General features: G+C 43.4%; 24 protein-coding genes and 4 tRNA genes. 25 read left to right on the forward strand and 3 right to left on the reverse strand.

The genetic code is table 11. The annotated features are described in order from the left end of the window. Positions 1-591 carry a guanylate kinase gene (gmk, locus tag AB9P05_RS12215; RefSeq protein ID WP_371909109.1) on the forward strand — a complete coding sequence of 197 codons (591 nt, stop codon included), beginning with the start codon at positions 1-3 and terminating at the stop codon, positions 589-591. Positions 592-605: 14 nt separating this feature from the next. Continuing rightward, positions 606-1,178, forward strand: coding sequence for a nicotinate (nicotinamide) nucleotide adenylyltransferase (gene nadD / locus AB9P05_RS12220; RefSeq protein ID WP_371909110.1), 573 nt, complete (start codon positions 606-608; stop codon positions 1,176-1,178). A 59-nt stretch (positions 1,179-1,237) separates the two neighbouring features. Here nadD and frr read toward each other — a convergent pair whose 3' ends face one another. From frr to AB9P05_RS12235, 3 genes are all read right to left on the reverse strand, one after another. After that, positions 1,238-1,798 (reverse strand): ribosome recycling factor, encoded by a 561-nt coding sequence (gene frr / locus AB9P05_RS12225; RefSeq protein ID WP_371909111.1) that lies wholly within the window; start codon positions 1,796-1,798, stop codon positions 1,238-1,240. Positions 1,799-1,816: 18 nt separating this feature from the next. Then, positions 1,817-2,521, reverse strand: a complete 705-nt coding sequence (gene pyrH, locus AB9P05_RS12230; protein ID WP_371909112.1) for a UMP kinase — start codon at positions 2,519-2,521, stop codon at positions 1,817-1,819. Between the two features lie 61 nt (positions 2,522-2,582). Beyond that, a complete protein-coding gene (locus AB9P05_RS12235) occupies positions 2,583-3,077 on the reverse strand; it encodes a biotin/lipoyl-containing protein (protein WP_371909113.1) in 495 nt (164 codons plus the stop codon). A gap of 66 nt (positions 3,078-3,143) precedes the next feature. Here AB9P05_RS12235 and AB9P05_RS12240 point away from each other — a divergent pair, with 66 nt between their 5' ends. The 23 genes from AB9P05_RS12240 to rplW all read left to right on the forward strand — a co-directional run bounded on the left by AB9P05_RS12240 (position 3,144) and on the right by rplW (position 25,650). Further along, positions 3,144-5,702 carry a M1 family aminopeptidase gene (locus AB9P05_RS12240; protein ID WP_371909114.1) on the forward strand — a complete coding sequence of 853 codons (2,559 nt, stop codon included), beginning with the start codon at positions 3,144-3,146 and terminating at the stop codon, positions 5,700-5,702. Positions 5,703-5,770: 68 nt separating this feature from the next. Next, positions 5,771-6,961, forward strand: coding sequence for a glycosyltransferase family 2 protein (locus tag AB9P05_RS12245; protein WP_371909115.1), 1,191 nt, complete (start codon positions 5,771-5,773; stop codon positions 6,959-6,961). Positions 6,962-7,166: 205 nt separating this feature from the next. Beyond that, positions 7,167-7,249, forward strand: a tRNA-Tyr gene (locus tag AB9P05_RS12250). Positions 7,250-7,270: 21 nt separating this feature from the next. Continuing rightward, positions 7,271-7,343 (forward strand) — tRNA-Gly (locus tag AB9P05_RS12255). A gap of 13 nt (positions 7,344-7,356) precedes the next feature. Then, a tRNA-Thr gene (locus AB9P05_RS12260) sits at positions 7,357-7,428 on the forward strand. A 55-nt stretch (positions 7,429-7,483) separates the two neighbouring features. After that, on the forward strand, positions 7,484-8,671 hold the full coding sequence (gene tuf / locus AB9P05_RS12265; protein ID WP_371909116.1) for an elongation factor Tu: 1,188 nt from the start codon (positions 7,484-7,486) through the stop codon (positions 8,669-8,671). Positions 8,672-8,777: 106 nt separating this feature from the next. Beyond that, a tRNA-Trp gene (locus AB9P05_RS12270) sits at positions 8,778-8,850 on the forward strand. Positions 8,851-8,869: 19 nt separating this feature from the next. Continuing rightward, positions 8,870-9,061, forward strand: coding sequence for a preprotein translocase subunit SecE (secE, locus tag AB9P05_RS12275; protein WP_371909117.1), 192 nt, complete (start codon positions 8,870-8,872; stop codon positions 9,059-9,061). Between the two features lie 18 nt (positions 9,062-9,079). Further along, complete coding sequence (gene nusG, locus AB9P05_RS12280) at positions 9,080-9,637, forward strand: transcription termination/antitermination protein NusG (RefSeq protein ID WP_371909118.1); 558 nt, start codon at positions 9,080-9,082, stop codon at positions 9,635-9,637. Between the two features lie 4 nt (positions 9,638-9,641). Next, positions 9,642-10,085, forward strand: coding sequence for a 50S ribosomal protein L11 (gene rplK, locus AB9P05_RS12285; RefSeq protein WP_371909119.1), 444 nt, complete (start codon positions 9,642-9,644; stop codon positions 10,083-10,085). A 12-nt stretch (positions 10,086-10,097) separates the two neighbouring features. Further along, the gene (rplA, locus tag AB9P05_RS12290) at positions 10,098-10,796 is read left to right on the forward strand and encodes a 50S ribosomal protein L1 (RefSeq protein WP_371909120.1); all 699 of its coding nucleotides are present in this window, start codon (positions 10,098-10,100) and stop codon (positions 10,794-10,796) included. Positions 10,797-10,798: 2 nt separating this feature from the next. Continuing rightward, positions 10,799-11,329: a 50S ribosomal protein L10 gene (gene rplJ, locus AB9P05_RS12295; RefSeq protein ID WP_371909121.1), complete on the forward strand. Its 531-nt coding sequence runs from the start codon at positions 10,799-10,801 to the stop codon at positions 11,327-11,329. Between the two features lie 38 nt (positions 11,330-11,367). Continuing rightward, on the forward strand, positions 11,368-11,748 hold the full coding sequence (rplL, locus tag AB9P05_RS12300) for a 50S ribosomal protein L7/L12 (RefSeq protein WP_371909122.1): 381 nt from the start codon (positions 11,368-11,370) through the stop codon (positions 11,746-11,748). A 165-nt stretch (positions 11,749-11,913) separates the two neighbouring features. After that, complete coding sequence (gene rpoB, locus AB9P05_RS12305; RefSeq protein ID WP_371909123.1) at positions 11,914-15,786, forward strand: DNA-directed RNA polymerase subunit beta; 3,873 nt, start codon at positions 11,914-11,916, stop codon at positions 15,784-15,786. Positions 15,787-15,890: 104 nt separating this feature from the next. After that, on the forward strand, positions 15,891-20,201 hold the full coding sequence (rpoC, locus tag AB9P05_RS12310) for a DNA-directed RNA polymerase subunit beta' (RefSeq protein ID WP_371909124.1): 4,311 nt from the start codon (positions 15,891-15,893) through the stop codon (positions 20,199-20,201). An 8-nt stretch (positions 20,202-20,209) separates the two neighbouring features. Then, positions 20,210-20,530 (forward strand): DUF3467 domain-containing protein, encoded by a 321-nt coding sequence (locus AB9P05_RS12315; RefSeq protein ID WP_371909125.1) that lies wholly within the window; start codon positions 20,210-20,212, stop codon positions 20,528-20,530. Between the two features lie 100 nt (positions 20,531-20,630). Next, positions 20,631-21,011: a 30S ribosomal protein S12 gene (gene rpsL / locus AB9P05_RS12320; protein ID WP_371909126.1), complete on the forward strand. Its 381-nt coding sequence runs from the start codon at positions 20,631-20,633 to the stop codon at positions 21,009-21,011. A 12-nt stretch (positions 21,012-21,023) separates the two neighbouring features. Next, the gene (rpsG, locus tag AB9P05_RS12325; RefSeq protein ID WP_371909127.1) at positions 21,024-21,491 is read left to right on the forward strand and encodes a 30S ribosomal protein S7; all 468 of its coding nucleotides are present in this window, start codon (positions 21,024-21,026) and stop codon (positions 21,489-21,491) included. Positions 21,492-21,494: 3 nt separating this feature from the next. Next, positions 21,495-23,615: an elongation factor G gene (gene fusA, locus AB9P05_RS12330; RefSeq protein WP_371909128.1), complete on the forward strand. Its 2,121-nt coding sequence runs from the start codon at positions 21,495-21,497 to the stop codon at positions 23,613-23,615. 6 nt (positions 23,616-23,621) lie between these two features. Further along, positions 23,622-23,927, forward strand: a complete 306-nt coding sequence (rpsJ, locus tag AB9P05_RS12335; RefSeq protein ID WP_371909129.1) for a 30S ribosomal protein S10 — start codon at positions 23,622-23,624, stop codon at positions 23,925-23,927. A 170-nt stretch (positions 23,928-24,097) separates the two neighbouring features. Beyond that, positions 24,098-24,730, forward strand: coding sequence for a 50S ribosomal protein L3 (gene rplC, locus AB9P05_RS12340; protein ID WP_371909130.1), 633 nt, complete (start codon positions 24,098-24,100; stop codon positions 24,728-24,730). Positions 24,731-24,734: 4 nt separating this feature from the next. Next, positions 24,735-25,361, forward strand: a complete 627-nt coding sequence (gene rplD, locus AB9P05_RS12345; protein ID WP_371909131.1) for a 50S ribosomal protein L4 — start codon at positions 24,735-24,737, stop codon at positions 25,359-25,361. 1 nt (position 25,362) lies between these two features. Continuing rightward, positions 25,363-25,650, forward strand: a complete 288-nt coding sequence (gene rplW / locus AB9P05_RS12350; RefSeq protein WP_371909132.1) for a 50S ribosomal protein L23 — start codon at positions 25,363-25,365, stop codon at positions 25,648-25,650. The last annotated feature ends 9 nt before the right edge of the window (positions 25,651-25,659 follow it).

Here is a 25,659-nt window from a genome sequence, read left to right on the forward strand (position 1 = left end):
ATGCAGCAAGGTAAAGCGTTCATTTTTTCGGCTCCCTCCGGATCCGGTAAGACAACTATTGTTCAACACCTGATTAAAAATGACCCCCGCCTGGGGTTTTCTATTTCTGCCTGCACCAGAGATAAAAGAGGAAGGACCGAAGAGAACGGAAAAGATTATTACTTCCTCACACCTGACGAGTTCAAGCAAAAAATTGATGCCGATGAGTTTATCGAATGGGAAGAAGTTTACCCCGGAAACTTTTATGGCACGCTGAAATCCGAAATCCAGCGTATATGGGATTCCGGAAAGCATGTGATTTTTGATGTGGATGTCAAGGGAGGGATAAACCTGAAAGAGTATTTTGGTAATAATGGTCTTTCGGTATTTGTAAAGGTTCCCTCTATGGATGCCTTGGCCTCTCGTCTTAATGACCGCGGTACAGATTCCCCCCAGAGTATCAGCCAGCGCCTTTTCAAGGCTAAGTTTGAAATGCAGTTTGAGAACCATTTTGACCTTACACTGGTAAACCAGTATCTTGAAACGTCTTTTAGGGAAGCCCAGGCCCTTATCGATGATTTTATTGCCAGGCCTGTGGGCGCTGCTTATTAACTTATACCGAACCGATGAACATCGGCTTATTTTTTGGAAGCTTTAATCCCATTCACACCGGGCACTTGATTATCGCCAATACGGTAGTGCAGTGCGATGATATCGATCAGGTATGGTTTATTATATCTCCCCAAAATCCATTCAAAAAATCAGGTAATCTGCTGAATGAGATTGACCGGTTAAGAATGGTAGAGGCAGCCATCGAAGATAATTTTGACCTCCGTGCCAGCGATGTAGAGTTCAGAATGCCCAAACCCAGCTATACCGCTGACACCCTCGCCTATCTTACAGATAAACATCCCACCCATAAATTTAAAGTAATAGTTGGCCAGGATAACCTGAAGAACTTTAGCCGGTGGAAAAATCATGAGGTTATTTTAAACCAACATGGCCTTATTGTCTATCCAAGACCTGGTGCAAGCCCGTCCGGCCTTACAGAACTTCCCACAGTAAGCGTAATCGAGGCACCATTACTTGACATATCCGCCACCTTTATTCGAAGTAGTATTGCAGGCAATAAAAGTATCCGTTACCTCGTGCCCGACCCCGTTATAGAACTTATCCAGGCAAGAAAATACTATCAATAAAAAAGCCTGCTCGGATTAGAGCAGGCTTTAAATTTTAAGTCCAGGTGTATTCCTTAGACTTAGACAGTCATGATGTCCTTTTCCTTCTTTTCAGAAAGCTTGTCAAGTTCTGCAGTATAACTATCCGTTAGTTTCTGCACCTTATCCTCAGCCCTTTTGATCTCATCCTCAGAGACACCCTCTTTGTCCAGTTTTTTCAGACTGTTGTTCGTGTCCTTCCTGATATTACGAATACTCACCTTGCCATTCTCCACTTCTGCTTTGACCTGCTTTACCAGAGAAGCCCTGCGCTCCTCAGTCAGGGGAGGTACAGTAATCCTGATAGTCTCACCATCATTCTGTGGGTTTAACCCAAGGTCGCTATTAATAATAGCACGCTCAATATCATTCAGTACTTTTTTCTCCCAGGGTTTGATCAACAGCGTGCGGGCATCTGGTGTGTTAACAGAGGCTACCTGCTGGAGTGGGGTAGAGTTGCCGTAATACTCTACCATTATGCCATCCACCATATTAGGCATGGCCTTTCCTGCACGAATTTTTGTCAATTCAGAGGCCGTATGCTCTACGGCTTTTACCATAAGACTCTTGGCTTCGTCCAGGTATAGTTGTGTCTCTTCCATTGTCTGAAAATTTTTTGCTTAGGTAATAAGCGTGCCAACCTCTTCGCCCTTAACCAGACTCAGCAGGTTGCCGGGTTTGTTCATATCAAAAACTATGATCGGTAAATTGTTTTCCTTGCAAAGTGTGAAGGCTGTCATATCCATTACATTCAAGCCACGACTGTATACTTCCTGAAAAGATATGTTGGAGTAGCGCGTCGCATTCGGATCCTTTTCCGGGTCAGCCGTATATACCCCATCTACACGAGTACCTTTCAAAACCACATCGGCTTCGATTTCTATGGCTCGTAGACTTGCTGTCGAGTCCGTAGTAAAATATGGATTACCTATACCAGCCCCGAAGATAATCACGCGGCCCTTTTCAAGGTGCCTCACAGCACGGCGGCGAATAAATGGCTCACAAACCTGCTCCATTTTAATGCCACTCATAAGTCGGGTAAACATACCCGTCTTTTCCAGCGTGCTTTGCAGCGCCATCGCGTTAATAACCGTGGCCAGCATGCCCATATAATCCCCTTGAACCCGATCAATTCCCGATTGCTCTGCCTGTACGCCTCTGTAAATATTGCCTCCCCCTATTACTATCGCTACCTCGACTCCAAGGTCCTTTACCTTCTTGATCTCCTGCGAGTATTGGTCCAGCCTTTCAGGGTCTATCCCGTACTGCTGATTTCCCATGAGCGCCTCGCCACTTAGCTTCAGGAGAATGCGTTTATATTTCATAACCTAACGTCCTTTTATCCCGGCAAATATAAAAAGTAAGTTTTTAACTATTTCTTAAAAATCAGAATTGGATGAGAAGCTGGTTCTTCTCTACGCTCTCCCCCTTTTTTACTTTTATAGCAGACACTACTGCCTCACCGGGGCTCTTTATCACATTTTCCATTTTCATGGCTTCCAATACAATAAGAGGGTCATCCTTCTTGATCTCCTGCCCTGGCTCTACCAATATATCTAATATCAGACCAGGCATGGGCGCCTTCAGGTCATTGATCAAATTGGCTACCGACATATCCATACCCAACCTTTCCAGCAACAGATCCGTATCGTCCTTAAGATCCGCTTCCAGTTTCTGACCATTGATTTTCAGTATGATCTTTTTTTCCTGCCAGTCTGTAGATACTATTTCAGCATTATATGACTTGGTGCCATATACAATGTGATAGTTACCCGGACCGTTTTCTAAAAGATCCAGTTCCACAGCCTTACCGTTGACCTCTATGTCCCCGCGGCGATCATCAACCTCTAAAACTTTTTCTCCGATTTTGACTTTCAGCATGAACAATTTAATTGTGATGGCTAAATTTAAAGAATTTTAGGCGGCAACAAGACCATTCCCAGTATTATGCGAGATTTTTTCAGTCAATACCTTCTTAAACCCCTGCTTTTTTCCTCCATACTTGCTTTAAGTGCCTGTGCCACTCCGGCACAAATCAACAATCTACCCGAAAATGAGACACAGGATATTACCCTGGTGCCCGAAGTTCAAGAAATTGATCCGGTAAAAACACTTCCGCCTTACCGGGCCTCCGAAACACGCGACTTTGACCTGCTCCATACACGGCTTGATATCTCATTCGATTACACTCGTCAGGAAGTTATAGGGAAAGCCTGGCTCGCTCTTACACCATACTTCTACCCCCAGTCCCAACTGGAACTTGATGCCAAAGGCTTCAAGCTCAATGAGGTAAGCTTATTTTCTAATGGAGAATATGAACCTTTACCCTATGATTATTCAGACTCAATGAAACTGGTCATTGACCTGCCATTTGAAGCCACTCGTAATGATACGATATGGGTTTATATAGACTACACAGCCATTCCACACCTTATCGAAGAGGGGGGGAGTGAAGCAATCAGCTCAGACAAAGGCCTTTACTTTATTAACCCCAATGGAGAAATAGAAGGAAAGCCCGTGCAGGTATGGACCCAAGGTGAGACCGAATCAAATAGTAAGTGGTTTCCTACCATTGATAAACCAAACGAGCGCACCACCCAGGAAACTTATGTGACTGTAAATGATCAGTTTAAGACCCTCTCTAATGGCCTCCTTGTTTCAAGTCAGAAAAATGATGACGGTACCCGTACCGATTACTGGCAAATGAACCTCCCACATGCGCCTTACTTATTCATGTTAGCCATAGGTGATTATGCAGTCGTGAATGACGATAATGGTGACCTGCCCATCAGTTACTACGTAGAGCCATATTATGAGCCCTACGCAAAAGACATTTTCGGTAACACGCCCGAAATGATCACCTTTTTTTCAGGGCTGTTAGGTACAGAATACCCCTGGCCAAAGTACAGTCAGGTAGTCGTCAGGGACTTTGTAAGCGGAGCTATGGAAAACACCACCGCCAGTACCTTTATGGAAAGAGTGCAGCAGCACCCTAAGGATCTGGTAGATGAAAACTGGGACTACATCATAGCCCATGAACTGTTTCACCAATGGTTTGGTGATTATGTCACTACAGAAAGCTGGGCCAACATCACATTAAATGAAGCCTTTGCCAGTTATTCAGAGTACCTCTGGAACGAATATAAATACGGAGAAGACGAAGCCGAGTACAAAGGGCTCGAGGAGCTGGAAGGATACCTGCTGGAATTCTACCAAAGCGATGCACACCCACTTATAAGATGGCATTATGAAAAAAGAGAAGACGTATTCGACAGCCACTCCTATAATAAAGGTAGCCGGGTGCTTCATATGTTGCGAAATTATGTAGGAGATGAAGCCTTTTTCGAAGCCCTTCGGGTGTATTTAGACAGGAATGCCTTTAATACTGTCGAAGTACATGATCTCAGATTGGCATTTGAAGATGTTACCGGTGAAGATCTGAATTGGTTTTTTGATCAGTGGTTCCTCAAACCCGGACATCCTGTGCTTAATGTTGAAAAGCAGTACCAGGATGGAAAGCTCTCTATAATAATAGCCCAGATGCAGGACACCACCCGATTTCCTGTTTATCGCCTCCCCCTTTATGTCGATCTGGTTGTCTCAGACCAAATTCTTCGCTACCCCATAGTTATTGAGCAATCACTAGAGGAATTTATTTTTCCTCTCCCTGCTGAGCCAGAGGCAGTGATTATTGATGGAGATCAACAATTGCTGGGTGAGATCAACATAGATAGAAGTCCTGAAGAGTGGACAGCTCTTTATGAAAGTTCTGCATCCTTTGTACCAAGGTGGCAAGCCGTAAATCAAGCAGCAGAAGCCGCTAGCCATGAGCTTTTGCAGAAGGCGCTGGATGACCCCTTTTATATTATCAGAGCACTGGCACTACAAGGTTTGTTAGATAGCCTGCCACCCCAGCCTCAGAATTTTGAAGAAAAAGTATATCAACTTGCCACTACCGATAGTAGCTCCCTGGTCAGATCCGAAGCCCTGTATGGTCTTACAACTTTTGGTACAGATAAGTACCTCGATACCTTCATTCAGTCTCTTAATGACACTTCATACGCAGTCAATGGGTCCGCCCTGTTTGGAATCTCCCAGTCGTCTGCCAGTCGCGAAGAGAAAATGGCCCACATTGAAAAATTTATGAAAGCCAGATCCTCAAGCGTAACCATACCAATTGGTGATTATGCGGCCCAGAATCAGGATACCTCATTCATTCCCTGGTTTGAAGATAAGATAAATTACATGCATGGACAGGACCTGTGGGTTTTTCTTAATCTATATGGACAAGTACTGTTCAATGGTAGTGAAGAGCAACAAATTCAGGGTGCTGCCACATTCGAACGTATCGCCTTGAATAACACCTATGACTATGTTCGCCTAATGGCCTATCGTATGCTTGACTTTTTGTCCATTGAAAACATCGATGAAATAAAAAGCCGTATCAGAAGTCATGAGAAAGACCAAGCCCTGCTTGAGTCCTACCAAAATATGGATAGTGAATAGATAAAGATTCATTAACAGGATTTAAGCAAGATTTTTTTTAATTTTGTACTTGGACTAATAAAAGCCCTATGCTTATTGTGCAGATACTATTTCTTTGCTGCTTTTTTTACCTGGCCTACTATTTCGCTCATTTATTATTTTTTACGATTAGCGGATTATTCTACAAAGGAGTTCCTGCCGCTGGCAATGAAAACCTACAGGCAAGGAAGACCCTTGTACTTGTACCGGCTTATAAAGAAGATGTCGTAATCCTTCAGACTGCACGCCAAGCAATCGAACAGGATTATCCTTCAGATAAGTTTGAAGTATGGGTCATCGCTGACAGCCTGAAACAGGAAACCATTCAAAAGTTAAGAGAAGTACCTGTCAGGGTAGTTGAGGTGAAATTTGAAAAAAGCCTTAAGAGTAAATCCCTTAATGTAGCTCTTAACCAGGCTAAAGGCCAGGCGTTTCAGTCAGTAGTGATTCTTGACGCCGATAACCTGATTACCCCGGGTTGCCTCACCCTGTTTAATAGAGCACTGCATTACTACCAGGCTGTTCAGGGACACAGAGTGCCTAAAAATCTTACCACCGGTACAGCTACATTAGATGGTATGACCGAAGAGATCAATAACCATATCTTCAGAAAAGGGTATCGCTTCGCCGGACTATCTTCCGCGTTATCTGGTAGTGGAATGGCTTTTCATTTCGACCTTTTCACTGAGATAATGTCAGGCGTTGAAAGTACCGTAGAAGATCGTTACCTGGAGATGCATTTACTCGAAAGAAAGATAATAACCCATTATGAAGATGATGCACGGGTGCTGGATGAAAAGGTAACTGAGGTCAGTTCTATGAAGAACCAGCGGAGCAGATGGATTGCCGGACACTTGGAGGCCCTAAAGTTGTATGGAAAAAAAGCTCCCGGACAACTGTTGAAGGGTAATTTCGATTTCTTCATGAAATTCATACAGCTTACCATGGTGCCGCGTAGTATTCTGATGGCACTGGCCTTTCTAACTTTTGTCCTGGCTCTTATTACCCTTAATCCGTTAAACATCATTCTATGGATAGGGGTGATGCTTGGGATTTTCACCAGTATGTTCTTTTGTTTGCCATCTGAACTACGTGGGAGTAAAGCCCTCAAGGCTTTCGCCAGTATGCCGGGAGCCGTCTTTGGGGTGTTAAGCAATGGAAAGCGCTGGATAAAAACCACAGAGTTTTACCATACACCCCATGGAAGTGTGGCAGAGGATACAGAAAAAAATAATTCCTGAATTTTTATTCGCCAACCCTTTCAGGTTATCAGGAATATTTTCCTATCTTTGCAGTCCGTTTGGAAAGGAAAGGACAAAAAAATTCTTTCCTTTTTTAGTCGGAAAATTTGATAAAGAGTAAAAAGCATTTAATTTTGCACTTCCTTCGAGCAAACGGAGGCTAAACAGGGCGAAAAGGCCCGCGTGTAAGATTGTGAAAGTCTTTGGGGGGATACCAAAGCGGCCAACTGGGACGGACTGTAAATCCGTTGTCTTATGACTTCGCAGGTTCGAATCCTGCTCCCCCCACTCTCCCGATCGGGAATTCAAGCGGGCGTAGCTCAGTTGGTAGAGCGACAGCCTTCCAAGCTGTAGGTCGCGGGTTCGAGCCTCGTCGCCCGCTCTATATTTTGAAAGCCGATGTAGCTCAGGGGTAGAGCGCTTCCTTGGTAAGGAAGAGGTCGGGGGTTCAAATCCCCTCGTTGGCTCTCATAATCTTTAGTGAACTACTTTCTTTTCAAACTAAACTGAGGATTTTCAAACATGGCTAAAGAAACCTTTGACCGTTCAAAACCGCACGTAAACATTGGTACTATCGGTCACGTTGACCACGGTAAGACTACTCTTACTGCGGCCATCACAAAAGTGTTAGCCGACAAAGGATACGCTGAAAACCGTGACTTCTCTTCTATCGACAACGCTCCTGAAGAGAAAGAAAGAGGTATTACTATTAATACTTCTCACGTAGAGTACCAGACTGATAACCGTCACTATGCGCACGTTGACTGTCCTGGTCACGCTGACTACGTGAAAAACATGGTTACAGGTGCTGCCCAGATGGATGGTGCTATCCTTGTTGTAGCGGCTACTGACGGTCCCATGCCACAGACCCGTGAGCACATCCTGCTCGCCCGTCAGGTTGGTGTACCTGCAATCGTGGTATTCATGAACAAAGTTGACCTTGTGGATGACCCTGAACTACTCGAGCTGGTAGAGATGGAGATCCGTGAGCTTCTTTCATTCTATGAGTTTCCCGGTGATGACATTCCTGTTATTCAGGGTTCTGCTCTCGGCGCTCTTAATGGCGAAGGTAAGTGGGTAGAGAAAGTTGACGAGCTTATGCAGGCTGTTGACGATTACATTCCTCTTCCTGAGCGTCTTACAGACAAAGACTTCCTGATGCCTGTAGAGGACGTATTCTCAATTACTGGTCGTGGTACTGTTGCTACTGGTCGTATTGAGAGAGGTGTAATTAACTCAGGTGACCCGGTTGATATTATCGGTATGGGTGCTGAAGGCCTTAAGTCTACCGTTACGGGTGTTGAGATGTTCCGCAAGATTCTTGACAGAGGTGAAGCTGGTGATAACGTTGGTCTTCTTCTCCGTGGTATTGAGAAGTCTCAGATCAAGCGTGGTATGATCATCTGTAAGCCTGGTTCAGTAACCCCTCACGCTCACTTCAAGGCAGAGGTTTACGTACTGTCTAAGGAAGAAGGTGGACGTCACACTCCTTTCTTTAACAAGTACCGTCCTCAGTTCTACCTGAGAACCACAGACGTTACTGGTGAGATTATGCTTCCTGAGAATGTTGAAATGGTTATGCCTGGTGACAACGTTACCATCGAAGTTAACCTGATCAACAAGGTCGCTCTCGAGAAAGGTCTTCGTTTTGCTATCCGTGAAGGTGGTAGAACAGTAGGTGCCGGTCAGGTAACTGAAATTCTGGACTAATTATCTGATATAGATAAATTGACAAACGCGTTTCTCACAGGGACGCGTTTGTTTAATTAAATAATATTCCATATCTTTGCAAACCCTTTTTTGAGGGGCGTGCAATACGGGTGTAGCTCAATTGGTAGAGTAGTGGTCTCCAAAACCATTGGCTGGGAGTTCGAGTCTCTCCACCCGTGCTAATAATGTGTTTAGGTAATGGCAAAGCTGCAATCGTATATTAAAGATTCTATAAATGAGCTGAGGCACAAGGTGACATGGCCTTCTTATAATGAATTGCAGAATAGCTCTATTCTGGTGTTGGTAGCATCGTTGATATTTGCCTTAGTCATTGGTCTGATCGATGTCGGATTCGAAAAGATAATGACTTTTATTTACAACGCCAGCTAAGACGTTAAAGACTTTTTGATGAGCGAACAGCACAAATGGTATGTCGTCCGGGTAGTTAGTGGGCAGGAAAAGAAAGTCAAGTCGTATCTGGAGAATGAAATAACCAGGCAAAATCTTGATGAGTATATTCCGCAAGTACTGATTCCCTCGGAAAAAGTTTACGAAATGCGCAACGGTAAGAAGCGGGTTCGTGAGAGAAACTTTTTCCCCGGCTATGTGCTTGTTTCCGCTGACCTTAGTCACGGTGAAGCTCATCATACAGTTACAAGTATCCCCGGAGTTATAGGTTTCCTGGGTAACGGTAGCAATACGTCCAAAACACCTGTTCCGCTTCGTCAGTCTGAGATTAATAGAATTCTCGGTAAGGTTGATGAGGTAGACGAGATGGAAGAGAAACTGGATACTCCTTATATAGTTGGGGAGACCGTCAAAGTAATGGACGGACCTTTCAGTGGATTTACAGGTACTGTCGAAGAGGTCTTCGAAGAAAGGAAGAAACTCAACGTAATGGTGAAAATCTTTGGCAGAAATACACCTGTAGAATTGAATTATATGCAGGTAGAAAAACAAGATTAGCAAGATGGCTAAGGAAATAAGCGGTTACTTAAAATTGCAAATTCGTGGGGGACAAGCTAATCCCTCGCCTCCCGTAGGTCCCGCTCTTGGTAGTAAGGGTCTTAATATCATGGAGTTTTGCAAGCAATTCAATGCCAGAACTCAGGAGAAGCAAGGACAGATGCTTCCAGTGCTGGTGACTATATACTCCGATAAGTCTTTTGACTTTGTAGTAAAAACGCCTCCTGCACCGGTCCTCCTTATGGAAGCAGCTAAGCTTAAAAAGGCCTCTTCCGAGCCTAACCGTAGCAAAGTTGGGTCTGTTACTTGGGATCAGGTAAAAGAGATTGCTGAAACTAAAATGCCCGACCTTAACGCTTTCAAAGTAGAGTCTGCCATGAAAATGGTAGCAGGTACTGCGCGTAGCATGGGTATCAAAATTACTGGAACAGCTCCTTGGGAAGCATAAAATCGTTAGGTAATGGCGAAGTTGACAAAAAAGAAAAAGGAAGCCCTTTCAAAATATAACCCTGAGCAGGAATACTCCCTTCAGGATGCGAGTAGCCTTGTAAAGGAAATATCTCTTAGCAAATTTGATGCTTCAATTGATATTGACGTCCGTTTGGGTGTTGATCCAAGAAAAGCAGACCAAATGGTAAGAGGTGTAGTGGCCCTTCCCCATGGTACAGGTAAAGATGTTAAGGTACTCGTACTTTGCACCCCTGATAAAGAAGAAGAAGCCAAAGAAGCCGGCGCTGATTATGTAGGTCTTGATGACTACATTCAGAAAATTGAAGGTGGATGGACTGATGTTGATGTCATCATCACCATGCCCACCGTTATGGCTAAAGTTGGTAAACTTGGTCGTGTGCTTGGACCTCGTGGTCTGATGCCTAACCCTAAGTCCGGTACTGTTACCATGGATGTGGCTAAAGCAGTTCAGGAGGTTAAAACTGGTAAGATCGATTTCAAGGTTGATAAGTTTGGGATTATCCACGCTAGCGTTGGAAAATCATCCTTCGACCCCGATAAGATCATGGATAATGTGAAAGAGATGATTCAGACGATTTCTAAGCTGAAGCCCTCTTCATCTAAAGGAACATACTTCCAGAGTATCCACCTTTCCAGTACTATGAGCCCTGGTATTAAGATTGATAAGAACTCTATAGTTGGTATATAATCATGACTAGAGAAGAAAAAGCCGTAGTCATTGAAGAACTACAGAAAAAGTTGCAGAGTAATGTTCATTTTTACATTACTGATACCGGTGGACTCTCTGTAGCTCAGATTAATGAATTCAGAAAACTTTGCTTTGATAAGGGTCTTGAATACCAGGTGGTAAAAAACACCCTTATTGCTAAAGCACTTGAGAGTCTTGAAACTGACTATACTCCTTTCAAGGAAGAAGTTCTTAAAGGCTTTTCAGGAATTATTTTTGCAGGTGAAGCTGCAAATTTGCCCGCGAAAGTAATCAAAGATTACCGGAGCAAAGGCAAGGACAGAAAAAAACCGCTTCTAAAGGGTGCTTCCATCGATTCCGATCTCTTTATAGGCGATGAAAACCTTGAGACATTAAGTTCACTCAAATCTAAGCAGGAACTTATTGCAGATGTTGTGGCGTTGTTACAATCCCCTGCCAAAAACGTTGTCGGCGCTTTGCAGAGTGGTGGTCACAAGATTTCAGGTATTCTTCAGACCCTGTCCGATCGTTAATTTTGGTTTATCGTATTTCAAAGTAAAAAAAGAGGAAAATGGCAGATTTAAAAGCTTTCGCTGAGCAGTTAGTAAATCTTACCGTTAAAGAAGTAAACGAACTGGCGGATATCCTTAAGGATGAGTATGGCATTGAGCCTGCTGCGGCGGCTGCTCCTGTTATGGTTGCCGGTGGTGGTGCTGACGGTGGTGCTGCTGAGGAAGAAAAAAGCGAGTTCGACGTAATTCTTAAGTCGGCTGGTGGTTCTAAGCTTGCTGTTGTTAAGCTTGTAAAAGAACTTACAGGTCTTGGCCTTAAGGATGCTAAAGAATTAGTTGACGGTGCTCCTAAGCCCGTAAAAGAAGGTGTAGCTAAAGACGAAGCAGAAGCTCTTAAGAAACAACTTGAAGAAGCTGGAGCAGAAGTTGAATTGAAATAAAATAGCTTGACCATTACTTTTGTAAATGGTGCCTTGGAATTATAGGCCTGGCTTACAGTCAGGTCTTTTCCTGTTTGTACCTCACATAGCCTTTTTTGGCTTTAATCGGGTAATTTTTACGTCTACCTGCTTTAAATAGGTAAAATCATTTAAACTCTCACAGCCTTGGCTAATAATCATCAATCCGATCGGGTTAACTTCTCATCTATTAAAACCGTAATTGACTATCCGGATTTTCTAGATGTGCAGTTACAGTCTTTCGCTGATTTTTTTCAGTTGGATACCTATCCGGAAAACCGTCAGGAAGAAGGATTGTATAAAGTTTTTGCAGAGAATTTCCCCATTACCGACTCAAGGGAAAATTTCCTGCTGGAGTTTCAGGACTATGTGGTCGACCCCCCAAAATACAATGTGGACGAGTGTATAGACCGAGGACTCACATATTCAGTTCCCCTTAAGGCTAAGCTTAGACTTTCCTGTAACGATGAGGATAACGAAGATTTCGAAACCATCGAGCAGGAGGTGTTCCTGGGTAATATTCCCTACATGACACCTAAGGGCTCTTTCGTAATCAACGGTGCCGAAAGGGTTATTGTAAGCCAGCTTCACCGTTCACCTGGTGTTTTCTTTGCCCAAAGCAAACATACTAACGGCACAAAACTTTACTCCGCTAGGATCATACCATTCAAAGGATCCTGGATTGAATTTGCTACAGACGTGAATAACGTTATGTACGCATATATCGATCGTAAGAAAAAATTCCCTGTTACTACCTTGCTTCGTGCCATTGGCTGGGGTAGTGATAAAGATATACTGGACCTGTTTGGTCTTTCAGAAGAAGTGCAGGCTACTGAGAAAGAGATTAAGAAAGTAGTTGGGCGTAAGCTCGCTGCCAGAGTTCTTCGTACCTGGACTGAAGACTTCGTAGATGAAGATACTGGAGAGGTTGTTTCTATTGATAGAAATGAAGTGCTTCTCGAGAGAGACTCTGTAATTACAGATGACGATCTCGAGACTATCCTTGATTCCGGTAGCAAGAGCATTATTCTTCATCGTGAAGACATCAATATTGCTGATTATACCATTATATATAATACCCTACAGAAAGATAACTCAAACTCTGAGAAGGAAGCTGTAGAACAAATCTACCGTCAGCTTAGAAATACAGAAGCACCCGATGAGCAGACGGCTCGTGATATTATTCAAAACCTCTTCTTCAGCGATAAGAGGTATGATCTTGGTGAGGTAGGTCGATATAGGATTAATAAGAAACTTAACCTCGAGATTGAGCGGGATATACGCGTACTCACCAAGCAGGATATCATCTATATTGTAAAATACCTGATTGGCCTGATCAACTCAAAGGCTATTGTAGATGATATTGATCACCTCAGTAACCGTCGTGTGAGAACTGTCGGAGAGCAGTTGTACAGCCAGTTCGGTGTTGGGCTTGCGCGTATGGCACGTACGATTAAAGAGAGAATGAATGTACGTGATAATGAGGATTTCAAGCCTGTTGACCTCATTAATGCCAGGACGCTATCTTCTGTGATCAATTCGTTCTTTGGTACAAATCAGCTCTCTCAATTTATGGACCAGACTAACCCTCTGGCTGAAATCACTCATAAAAGAAGGATGTCAGCACTGGGGCCTGGTGGTCTTTCCCGTGAAAGAGCTGGTTTTGAAGTTCGTGACGTTCACTACACACACTATGGACGTCTTTGTACCATCGAAACCCCTGAAGGACCTAATATTGGTCTAATCTCTTCCCTTTGCGTTCATGCCAAGGTGAACAAGATGGGATTCATTGAAACACCTTACCGTTTCGTGAAAGAAGGTCAGGTGGACATGTCTGGAAACGTTGTTTACCTCACAGCCGAGGAGGAAGATACTCATAACATCGCCCAGGCAAATGCTCCTTTAACTGATAAGGGCGATTTCGTTAATGAACGCGTTAAGGCAAGATACGAAGGTGACTTCCCGGTAGTCGAGCCGGACCAGCTCACCTACATGGACATTGCTCCAAACCAAATTGTTTCTGTTGCTGCTTCTCTTATTCCTTTTCTTGAGCATGATGATGCCAACCGTGCGCTAATGGGATCAAACATGCAGCGGCAGGCAGTTCCCCTTCTACGCCCTCAGGCACCTATTGTAGGTACTGGCCTGGAGAAACGAGTGGCACTTGATAGTCGTGCGCTTGTTATTGCAGAAGGTGACGGTGTGGTTCATTTCGTTGATGCTACAAAAATTGTCATGAAGTATGACATGACAGACGATCAGCGTTTAGTGAACTTTCATGGTGAATTAAAGACATATAATCTGATCAAGTTCCGGAGAACTAACCAGGATACTTGTATCAACCTGAAGCCTGTTGTAAAACACGGCGACAGAATTACGAAAGGACAGGTACTTTGTGAAGGTTATGCTACCGAAGACGGTGAGTTGGCACTGGGTAGAAACCTGCAGGTTGCCTTCATGCCCTGGCAAGGATATAACTTTGAGGATGCTATCGTAATCTCTGAAAAGGTAGTACGGGATGACATCTTTACCTCAATACATATTGAAGAGTTTGAGCTTGAAGTTCGGGATACCAAGCGTGGTGAAGAAGAGTTGACCTCTGAAATTCCTAATGTAAGTGAAGATGCCGTTAAAAACCTTGATGAAAACGGTATTATCCGTGTAGGTGCAGAAATCAAAGAAGGCGATATCCTGATTGGTAAAATTACACCTAAGGGTGAAACTGACCCTACTCCGGAAGAGAAACTCCTTAGGGCCATTTTCGGTGACAAAGCCGGTGATGTGAAAGATGCGTCTCTTAAAGCGTCACCTTCACTTCGCGGGGTTGTAATCGACACTAAGCTTTTCTCACGCCCTAAAAAAGACAAAGATCTTCGTGCGAAGGCCAAGAAGGAAGTTGAAATGCTTAGCCAGAAATACAGCAAAGACCTCCTGAATCTTCGTAACCAGATGATAGAAAAGCTGGTCGATATTCTCGAAGGAAAAATCTCTCAGGGTGTTCGACATAAGTTCGGCGATGAGATTATGAGTAAGGGGGTTAAATTTTCTCGTAAAAATATCGAAGCAAACCTCTTCCCTCAGAAAAATATTTATCGAGACGAAAGTAGTTACAATGTCGCTGAGGAAGTAAATCTTATTTCAGATCTTATTCTTGAGAACTGGACTGAGGATGAGCGTGTTAATAAACTGGTTGTTGATTTAGTTAAAAATTACAACCGTAAAAGAAACGAGCTCAGCGGGCAATTTAAGAGGGAGCGCTTCACACTAGAAGTAGGGGATGAGCTTCCAGCTGGTATCGTGCAACTAGCCAAAGTTTATGTAGCTAAAAAGCGTAAGCTTAAGGTAGGTGACAAAATGGCCGGACGCCACGGTAACAAAGGTGTGGTTGCTAAAATCGTAAGGGAAGAAGATATGCCCTTCCTTGAAGATGGTACCCCTGTAGATATAGTGCTTAACCCACTTGGTGTACCCTCCCGTATGAACCTTGGTCAGATTTATGAGACCGTACTAGGTTGGGCAGGTCTGAAACTGGGTAAAAAATACGCTACGCCAATCTTTGATGGGGCTTCTCTGGATGAAGTTAACCACGAGCTTGATGCCGCCGGTCTTCCTCCGTATGGTAGAGCCTTCTTGCATGATGGCCTCACAGGAGAGCGCTTTGATCAGGCCGTTACTGTCGGAGTAATTTATATGCTTAAACTGGGGCACTTGGTTGACGATAAAATGCACGCTCGTTCTATCGGACCATACTCTCTCATTACCCAGCAGCCTCTCGGTGGTAAAGCACAGTTTGGTGGTCAGCGTTTTGGAGAGATGGAAGTGTGGGCACTCGAAGCCTTCGGTGCATCACATGTGCTTCAGGAAATACTTACCATTAAATCCGATGATGTAATAGGTAGGGCCAAAGCATACGAAGCAATTGTAAAGGGTGAGAATATGAATAAGCCGAACATTCCGGAATCATTTAACGTACTCGTTCATGAACTCCGTGGTCTGGCTCTTGAGATCACTCTTGACTAATGCAGAAATGCCAATTGCGATGGTTGTGAGGGGCTGATCCTTCACAACCCGCAATTTAATCGCTCTTTCACAAGAGCAGTTTCATAACAGGACTATTATTCATTATGGCATTTAGAAAAAATAAAAAACTCAATAACGACTTTACTAAAGTCACTATCAGTCTTGCTTCGCCCGAATCCATATTGGAAAGTTCTCATGGTGAGGTTACCCAGCCCGAGACGATTAATTACAGAACCTATAAGCCCGAAATGGGAGGTCTTTTCTGTGAAAGGATCTTTGGACCTGTAAAGGACTGGGAATGTCACTGCGGAAAATATAAAAGAATCAGATATAAGGGAATTATCTGTGACCGCTGCGGTGTAGAGGTTACAGAAAAGAAAGTACGTCGTGAGCGTATGGGACACATCGAGCTTGTTGTTCCCGTAGCTCACATTTGGTATTTTAGATCACTTCCCAATAAAATAGGTTATCTGCTTGGCTTACCTACTAAAAAGCTAGACCAGATAATCTACTACGAAAGATATGTGGTTATTCAGCCTGGCCTCAAAGGTGAGGATGGAATTAACTACCTCGACTTCCTTACAGAGGACGAATACCTTGACATAATTGACAAGCTTCCAGTTGAGAATCAAAAGCTCGACGATAATGATCCAGATAAGTTCATTGCTAAAATGGGAGCCGATGCACTTGAGGCCTTACTTAGCAGGATTGACCTGGATGAGCAGTCTTACAGTCTTCGCCATCAGGCCGCTACTGATACCTCTCAGCAGCGTAAAGCAGAAGCCTTAAAGAGGCTAAAAGTTGTTGAGGCATTCAGGGAAGCCAGAACTCGGATAGAAAATCGTCCCGAGTGGATGATCATTAAGATGGTGCCAGTAATACCACCAGAGCTCAGACCTCTTGTGCCACTGGATGGTGGTAGGTTTGCTACCTCGGATCTTAATGACCTATATCGTAGAGTAATCATCCGTAATAATCGTCTTAAAAGACTTATAGATATTAAAGCCCCTGAAGTAATTCTCCGAAATGAAAAGAGAATGCTTCAGGAAGCAGTTGATTCACTTTTTGACAATAGTCGAAAAGTAAATGCAGTGCGCTCAGATGGTAATAGAGCCCTGAAATCTTTGAGTGATATGCTTAAAGGTAAGCAAGGTCGCTTCCGTCAGAACCTTCTTGGTAAAAGGGTTGACTACTCCGGTCGTTCTGTGATTGTAGTTGGACCTGAACTAAAGCTTCATGAGTGTGGTCTGCCGAAGAATATGGCTGCCGAACTTTTCAAACCTTTCATTATCAGGAAGCTGATAGAAAGAGGTATTGTTAAGACAGTTAAGTCCGCCAAGAAGATCGTTGACCGTAAGGATCCCGTGGTTTGGGATATCCTGGAAAATGTACTGAAAGGACATCCCGTACTACTTAACAGAGCTCCTACACTTCACCGGCTTGGTATTCAGGCATTCCAGCCTAAACTAATTGAAGGTAAAGCCATTCAGCTTCACCCCCTTGTTTGTACCGCATTTAACGCTGACTTTGATGGTGACCAGATGGCTGTCCATGTACCGTTAGGACATGAGGCTATCCTGGAGGCATCTATGTTGATGTTATCTAGCCATAACATTCTTAACCCTGCTAATGGTGCCCCGATTACCGTACCATCTCAGGACATGGTACTCGGACTTTATTATGTAACAAAAGGCCGTCGGTCTACAGATGATCATAAAATGCCCGGGGAAGGGATGCACTTTGCCAACCCCGAAGAGGTAATTGTGGCTCTTAATGAGAAGGTAATCACAAAGCACACCTACATTAAGGTTAAAGTTACTGTTCGTGATGAAAATAATGAGTTGACAGAGCAACTCATTGAAACTGTTGCCGGTAGGGTGCTCTTTAATCAGCATATTCCGACAGAAGTTGGGTATGTTAATGAACTGTTGACTAAGAAAAAGCTTCAGCAGATAATTGCCATGGTCTTTAAGGTAACTGGTATGGCCCGTACCGCCCAGTTCCTTGATGATATTAAGACCCTTGGCTTCCAGATGGCCTATAAGGGAGGTCTTTCTATCGGGCTTAGTGATGTAATGATACCTTCTCAGAAAGATAGCCTTATTGAACAGGCTAAAGAGGAGGTTGATGTAGTTTGGAATAACTACCTCATGGGTCTGATCACTGATAATGAGCGTTATAACCAGGTAATTGATATTTGGACAAGAATTAACTCACAGCTGACTAGTACCCTCATGAAGCAACTTGAGGAAGATGATCAGGGATTCAACTCCATCTATATGATGATGCACTCCGGTGCGAGGGGTTCCCGTGAGCAGATTCGTCAGCTTGGAGGTATGCGTGGTCTGATGGCCAAGCCTCAGAAAAACCTTCAGGGTTCGGTTGGTGAGATTATTGAAAACCCCATCCTTTCTAACTTTAAAGAAGGTCTTGACGTAATTGAGTACTTTATCTCAACCCACGGTGCTCGTAAAGGTCTTGCTGATACAGCCCTTAAAACGGCAGATGCTGGTTATCTGACTCGTCGTCTGGTGGATGTTGCCCAGGATGTAGTGGTTAATGAGGAGGATTGTGGTACACTTCGAGGTCTTGCAGTGACTGCACTTAAGGACAATGAAGACATTGTTGAGCCATTATCTGAAAGGATACTTGGACGTGTATCCGTACACGATATTTATGACCCAATTAGCGATGAATTAATTCTTGAAGCTGGTGAGGAGATTACTGAAGAACTTGCCAGAAAAATAGATAATACTGCGCTTGAAGAAGTAGAAATTCGCTCTGTATTGACATGTGAGTCAAGGCAAGGGGTTTGTGGCAAGTGCTACGGCAGAAACCTGGCTTCCGGAAGAATGGTCCAGCGGGGTGAATCCGTGGGTGTTATTGCAGCTCAATCTATTGGTGAGCCTGGTACCCAGCTTACACTACGAACTTTCCACGTAGGTGGTACGGCTTCCAATATTGCAGTGGAAGCCTCGGTTATCGCCAAGTTCGATGGTGAGATTGAGTTTGAAGAGCTAAGAAGAATTCACACTAAAAACGAAGAAGGTGATGATGTAACAGTGGCAATGGGACGTAGCGGTGAAATTAAAATCGTTGATCCTAAAACCAAGAAAGTTCTCATCAGTAATCACGTTCCCTATGGTGCTTTTATTAAAGTCCAGGAGGGTGACAAAGTGAAAAAAGGAGATCAGATATGTTTCTGGGATCCTTATAATGCAGTAATTCTTTCGGAGTTTGATGGTACGATTGAGTTCGAATCAATCGAAGAAGGTGTCACCTTCAAAGAAGAAAGTGATGAACAAACAGGTCACCGCGAAAAGGTAATTGTAGATACCAGGGATAAAACAAAGAACCCTGCAATCATTGTAAATGCCAAAAACGATGATACTAAAAGCTACAATATTCCGGTAGGCGCCCACCTTGCTGTAGAGAACGGAGAGGAAATTAAGGCTGGTAAAATCCTTGCGAAGATTCCAAGGATGATGAGTAAATCACGTGACATTACTGGTGGTCTTCCTAGGGTGACTGAGTTGTTCGAAGCAAGAAACCCGTCTAATCCTGCTGTGGTTAGTGAAATTGATGGTGGTGTTACATATGGTGGTATTAAGCGTGGTAATCGTGAAATCTTCATTGAGTCTAAAGACGGTGTGAAGAAGCGCTACCTCGTTCCTCTATCCAAACACATTTTAGTGCAGGATAATGACTATGTCAAAGCAGGTCAACCGCTTTCAGATGGAGCCATTACGCCAGCTGATATTCTATCCATAAAAGGACCTACCGCTGTTCAGGAGTATCTTGTAAATGAAATCCAGGAGGTATATAGGCTTCAGGGTGTGAAGATCAACGATAAACATATTGAGACGATTGTTCGTCAGATGATGCAGAAAGTTGAGATTCTTGATCCGGGAGACACCAATTTCCTTCCGGGACAGGTGGTAGATAAATTTGTCTTCTTCGAAGAAAACGATAGTATTCTTGACAAGAAGGTTGTAACCGAAGCTGGAGATTCTTCTACCCTTAAACCTGGTCAGATCGTTACTAGTCGCAGACTGAGAGATGAAAACTCTAGTCTTCGTAGAAAGGACATGAAACTGGCAGAAGTCAGAGATGCAGAAGCCGCTGTTTCAAAGCCTACCCTGCAGGGTATTACTCAGGCATCCCTTGGAACAGAAAGTTTCATTTCTGCAGCATCATTCCAAGAGACCACCAAAGTACTTAGTGAAGCCTCTATCAGAGGAAAAGCTGATTTACTCAAAGGGCTTAAGGAAAATGTTATTGTTGGTCATCTAATCCCTGCCGGTACAGGCTTCAGAGATTATGAGCAAATAATTGTTGGTTCACAGGAAGAATACGACAAGTTGGTTGCCAGCAAAGAGAATCATACTAGAAGAAAAGAACTTCAAGCTAAGTAAGTTTAATTATGGCAGAAGATAAGAAAGGGAGTAATAACCAAATTAGCATTGAGCTTTCTGAAGAGGTTGCGGAAGGAATTTATGCCAACCTGGCAATGATTGCACACTCTAATAGCGAGTTTGTAATCGATTTTATCAGGCTAATGCCTGGTGTGCCTAAGGCCAAAGTTAAAAGCCGGATTGTTATTACCCCTGAGCATGCCAAAAGATTACTTACTGCCCTGCAGGATAATATCAAAAAATACGAGGATACGTTCGGGCCTATCAAGAACAATGAGGAAGGCCCGAAATTTCCTCTGAATTTTGGTGGAACTGTCGGGGAAGCTTGATACCCGGATACAAAATATTTATGCCGGTTTGTTTAATTATTTATTAATCGTACCTTTGCATTCCTAAATTCGGAAGGTAGTATTTTAAAATAGCGCTTAAATGCCTACTATTCAACAATTAGTTCGCAAGGGCAGAAAGACATTGACGTCTAAGTCAAAGTCACCTGCACTAGATGCATGCCCGCAAAGGAGGGGTGTATGCACAAGGGTGTATACCACGACTCCTAAGAAGCCTAACTCAGCTATGAGAAAAGTAGCGAGGGTTAGACTGACCAATGGTAAAGAGGTAAACGCCTATATACCCGGTGAAGGTCACAACCTTCAGGAGCACAGTATTGTGCTTATCCGTGGAGGTAGAGTTAAGGACCTTCCTGGTGTGAGATATCACATCGTGCGTGGATCCCTTGATACTGCTGGTGTAAATGGTAGACTTCAGAGAAGGTCTAAATATGGAGCCAAGCGTCCTAAGGACAAAAAATAAGCATAGCTAAAGATGAGAAAAGCGAAACCTAAGAAGAGATATATTCTTCCTGATCCTAAGTTCAGCGATACACTTGTTACCAAGTTCGTGAACTACCTAATGAAAGACGGGAAGAAGAGTATTGCCTATTCAATCTTCTACGATGCCGTAGCAATGGTTGAGGAAAAGACAGGCGAGAATGGTCTTGAATCCTGGAAAAAAGCACTTAATAATGTTATGCCTGCTGTAGAGGTTAAAAGCCGTAGAGTGGGTGGTGCTACTTTTCAGGTGCCTATGGAAGTTAGGCCCGAAAGAAAAGTCTCTCTTGGCATTAAATGGCTTATCCAATATTCTCGTGCGAGAGGTGAAAAGACAATGAAAGAGCGTCTGGCTGCAGAGATCATCGCTGCTGCAAAGGGCGAAGGTGCGGCTGTTAAGAAGAAAGATGATACGCACAGAATGGCAGAAGCTAATAAAGCATTCTCACATTTTAGATTCTAAGCAATGAAGCGCGACTTAAAATACACTAGAAATATTGGTATCGCTGCTCATATCGATGCCGGTAAAACAACTACTACCGAGCGAATTTTATATTACGCTGGTGTGAGTCATAAGATTGGTGAGGTGCATGATGGTGCTGCTACCATGGACTGGATGGAGCAAGAGCAGGAACGTGGTATAACTATTACCTCTGCTGCAACGACTGTTTCCTGGCCTTACCGTGGAGATGATTACCACATCAATATTATTGATACTCCCGGTCACGTAGACTTTACAGTCGAGGTGAACCGTTCCCTCCGCGTACTCGATGGTCTGGTATTCCTTTTTAGTGCAGTTGATGGAGTAGAACCTCAGTCTGAAACTAACTGGCGTCTTGCCAACAACTATAATGTTGCAAGGATTGGCTTTGTAAATAAAATGGACCGTCAGGGAGCAGATTTTCTGAATGTGTGTAACCAGGTGAAGGAAATGCTTGGTAGCAACGCTGTTCCATTGCAGTTGCCAATAGGCAGAGAAGATAATTTCAGAGGTGTTGTTGATCTTATCAATAACCGGGGTATTATCTGGAACGACGAGGACATGGGCATGACTTTCACAGAAGTGCCTATTCCTGATGACATGGTCGAAGAGGCTGCTGAATATCGCGAGAAACTTCTGGAAGCAGTCGCCGAGTATGACGAGACCTTGATGGAGAAGTACTTCGAGGATTCCAGCTCGATTACTGAGGCAGAAATACTTGCCGCTCTAAGAGCAGCCGTGATTGATATGGCTATTGTGCCTATGACTTGTGGCAGCTCCTTTAAGAACAAAGGTGTTCAAACCATGCTTGACTATGTGATGGAGTTGCTTCCTTCACCTCTGGATAAGGATAACGTCGTCGGTACAAATCCTGACACTGAGGAAAAGACCTCACGTAAGCCTAGCTTTGATGATCCGTTCAGTGCTCTTGCCTTCAAGATTGCTACTGACCCCTATGTTGGTCGTCTTTGCTTTATCCGTGCTTACTCAGGAGTTCTTGAGTCAGGTTCATATATCTACAATACCAGGTCTGGAAATAAAGAAAGAATATCTCGTATATTCCAGATGCATTCCAATAAGCAAAACCAAATTGATAGGTTAGGTGCTGGTGATATTGGTGCGGTAGTAGGTTTTAAAGACATCAAAACCGGTGATACGCTTTGTAATCAGGATGCCAAGATCGTTTTTGAATCAATGGTTTTTCCTGATCCTGTTATCGGTTACGCAATTGAGCCTAAGAAACAGGCAGATGTTGATAAGCTGGGTATGGCAATAGCCAAACTGGTTGAAGAAGATCCTACGCTTCAGGTCAATACCGATGAAGAAACAGGTCAGACCATCCTTCGCGGCATGGGTGAACTTCACTTGGATATCATTATTGACCGTCTTAGGAGAGAGTTTAAGGTTGAAATCAACCAGGGTGCACCCCAAGTTGCGTATAAAGAAGCTATTACTTCAACGGTAGAGCACAAAGAAGTATATAAAAAGCAAACGGGTGGTAAAGGTAAGTTTGCCGACATCGTTTTTGAATTAGGACCAATTGATGAGGAGCCTGATCCAAAAGAGGTCAAAGATGGACTTCAGTTCGTTAATAATATCGTAGGTGGGGTAATTCCAAAAGAATTTATACCTGCCATCCAGAAAGGTTTTGCTTCTGCCATGTCAAATGGCCCCCTTGCTGGATATCCCATCGAGACCATGAAGGTTCGGCTTTTCCATGGATCATTTCACGATGTGGATTCAGACGCTCTTTCTTTCGAGATGGCTGCCAGAATCGGCTTTAAGGAAGCTACAAGGAAGGCGAAACCTATTATCCTCGAGCCTGTAATGTCTGTCGAGATTGTAACTCCTGATGAATATACCGGCCCTGTTACGGGTGACCTTAATAGAAGAAGAGGTATCATGAAAGGCATGGATTCTAAAGGAGTTTCTCAGGTTATCAAAGCAGATGTTCCTTTGAGTGAACTATTCGGTTACGTAACCGATTTGCGTACGATTACGTCTGGTCGCGCTACCGCTTCACTGACGTTCTCTCACTATGATCCTGTGCCATCCAGTATTTCGGAGCAGGTCATTGCTAAATCAAAGGGCGAAGTAGTTAAGTAATTTGTGATGAACCAGAAAATCAGAATTAAACTGAAGTCATATGACCATAATTTGGTCGATAAGTCTTCTGAGAAAATAGTAAGAGCAGTTAAAACGACTGGTGCTGTAGTAAGTGGTCCTATTCCACTTCCTACTGAAAAAGAGATTTTTACAGTTCTTAGGTCCCCCCACGTTAATAAGAAAAGTCGCGAACAGTTTCAACTGTGTACTTACAAAAGGCTTGTAGATATCTATAGTAACAGCACTAAAACAGTTGATGCTCTCATGAAGCTTGAACTTCCAAGTGGTGTAGATGTAGAAATTAAAGTCTGATAATCGGACATAATTATTTTCAGAACCAATTCCTTTATGGAGTTGGTTCTTTTTTATTGTTCTTGAATAGGGAAAATTTAGTCTTCTGTTTTGCAAGATCAATTGATTTTTATAACTTTGCAGTCCTTTGCGAAAATTGCAGATGGACATAGATGTAAATAAAGTCTGAGATGCCTGGTATAATTGGTAAAAAGATCGGAATGACTAGCATCTACAGTGCCGATGGACGTAACGTCGCATGCACATTGATAGAGGCTGGTCCTTGTGTGGTAACACAAGTAAAGAATCCTGAAGTTGACGGCTATAGGGCTGTTCAGCTGGCTTATGGTGAGCGTAAGGAGAAGAATACCCCTTCTGCTCTTAAAGGTCATTTTGCGAAAGCTAAAACCACTCCAAAAAGGAAAATGGTTGAGTTTCGTGATTTCCGCGAGGAATTTGAGGATAAGGTTGTTCTTGGTAACACTATTACTCTTGAGGATGTATTCATTGAGGGAGACTTCGTGGATGCTGTAGGTAAATCTAAAGGTAAGGGTTTTCAGGGTGTTGTCAAGAGACATGGCTTTGGAGGTGTAGGCCAGCAGACACATGGTCAACATAATAGACTACGTGCTCCTGGTTCAATTGGTGCTTGTTCTTTCCCTAGTCGCGTTTTTAAAGGCCTTCGTATGGCTGGTAGAACCGGTGGTGAGCGAGTTAAGGTGCTTAACCTTCGGATTCTGAAAATATACCCTGAGAATAATCTGGTGCTTGTTAGTGGATCAGTTCCAGGACCTAAAAATTCCCTCGTAATCTTAGAGAAGTAATCCCATGGAAATTAGTGTATATAAATACAACGGAGAGGAGACTGGGAGAAAGATTACGCTTCCAGAGGGTGTTTTCACTGTAGAACCCAGTGATCATGCCATTTACCTCGACATTAAGCAGTTTCTTGCTAATCAAAGGCAGGGAACTCATAAGTCAAAAGAACGTGCCGAAATAGTAGGGTCTACTAAAAAACTCAAAAAACAGAAAGGCACCGGTACTGCAAGAGCGGGTAGCATCAAGTCTCCCATCTTCCGTGGTGGAGGACGTGTTTTTGGTCCTCGCCCTCGTAACTACAGCTTTAAGCTTAATAAAAAGCTCAAAGTGTTGGCTAGAAAGTCAGCCCTGACTTATAAAGCCCAGGATAATAATATTACAGTCATCGAAGATTTCTCTTTTGATGAAATTAAGACGAAGAAGTATTTGAAGATGCTTCAGGATCTTTCTGTTGCAGATAAGAAGACACTTTTGGTTGTGGCCGATAAGGATAACAACCTTTTACTTTCAAGTCGAAATGTTAAATCGGCGAAAGTTATCACTGCAGAGCAGCTATGCACATATGATGTGTTGCACGCTGACAACCTGCTTTTGAGCGAGAGTTCAGTTTCGAAAATTGAAAACCTTCTGAATTAAGATGAGCGTTTTACAACAGCCACTGGTTACGGAAAAAGTTTCAGCTCAAAACGAGCAGGGTGTCTATGGCTTCATAGTCGATAAAACTGCTAATAAGGTTGAGATAAAGCGTGCCGTAGAAGAAATGTACGGAGTCAAAGTCGATGGTGTTAGAACTATGAGATATCTCGGCAAAATGAAAACCCGGTATACAAAGTCTGCTATTGTTAAAGGTAGAAAGCCTTCTTTCAAAAAGGCAATTGTTAAGGTTGCCGAAGGAGAGGTCATTGACTTTTATAGTGGTATTTAAGATTTGAAT

The sequence above is a fragment of the Roseivirga sp. BDSF3-8 genome, from assembly GCF_041449215.1.
Classification (GTDB): Bacteria; Bacteroidota; Bacteroidia; order Cytophagales; family Cyclobacteriaceae; genus JBGNFV01.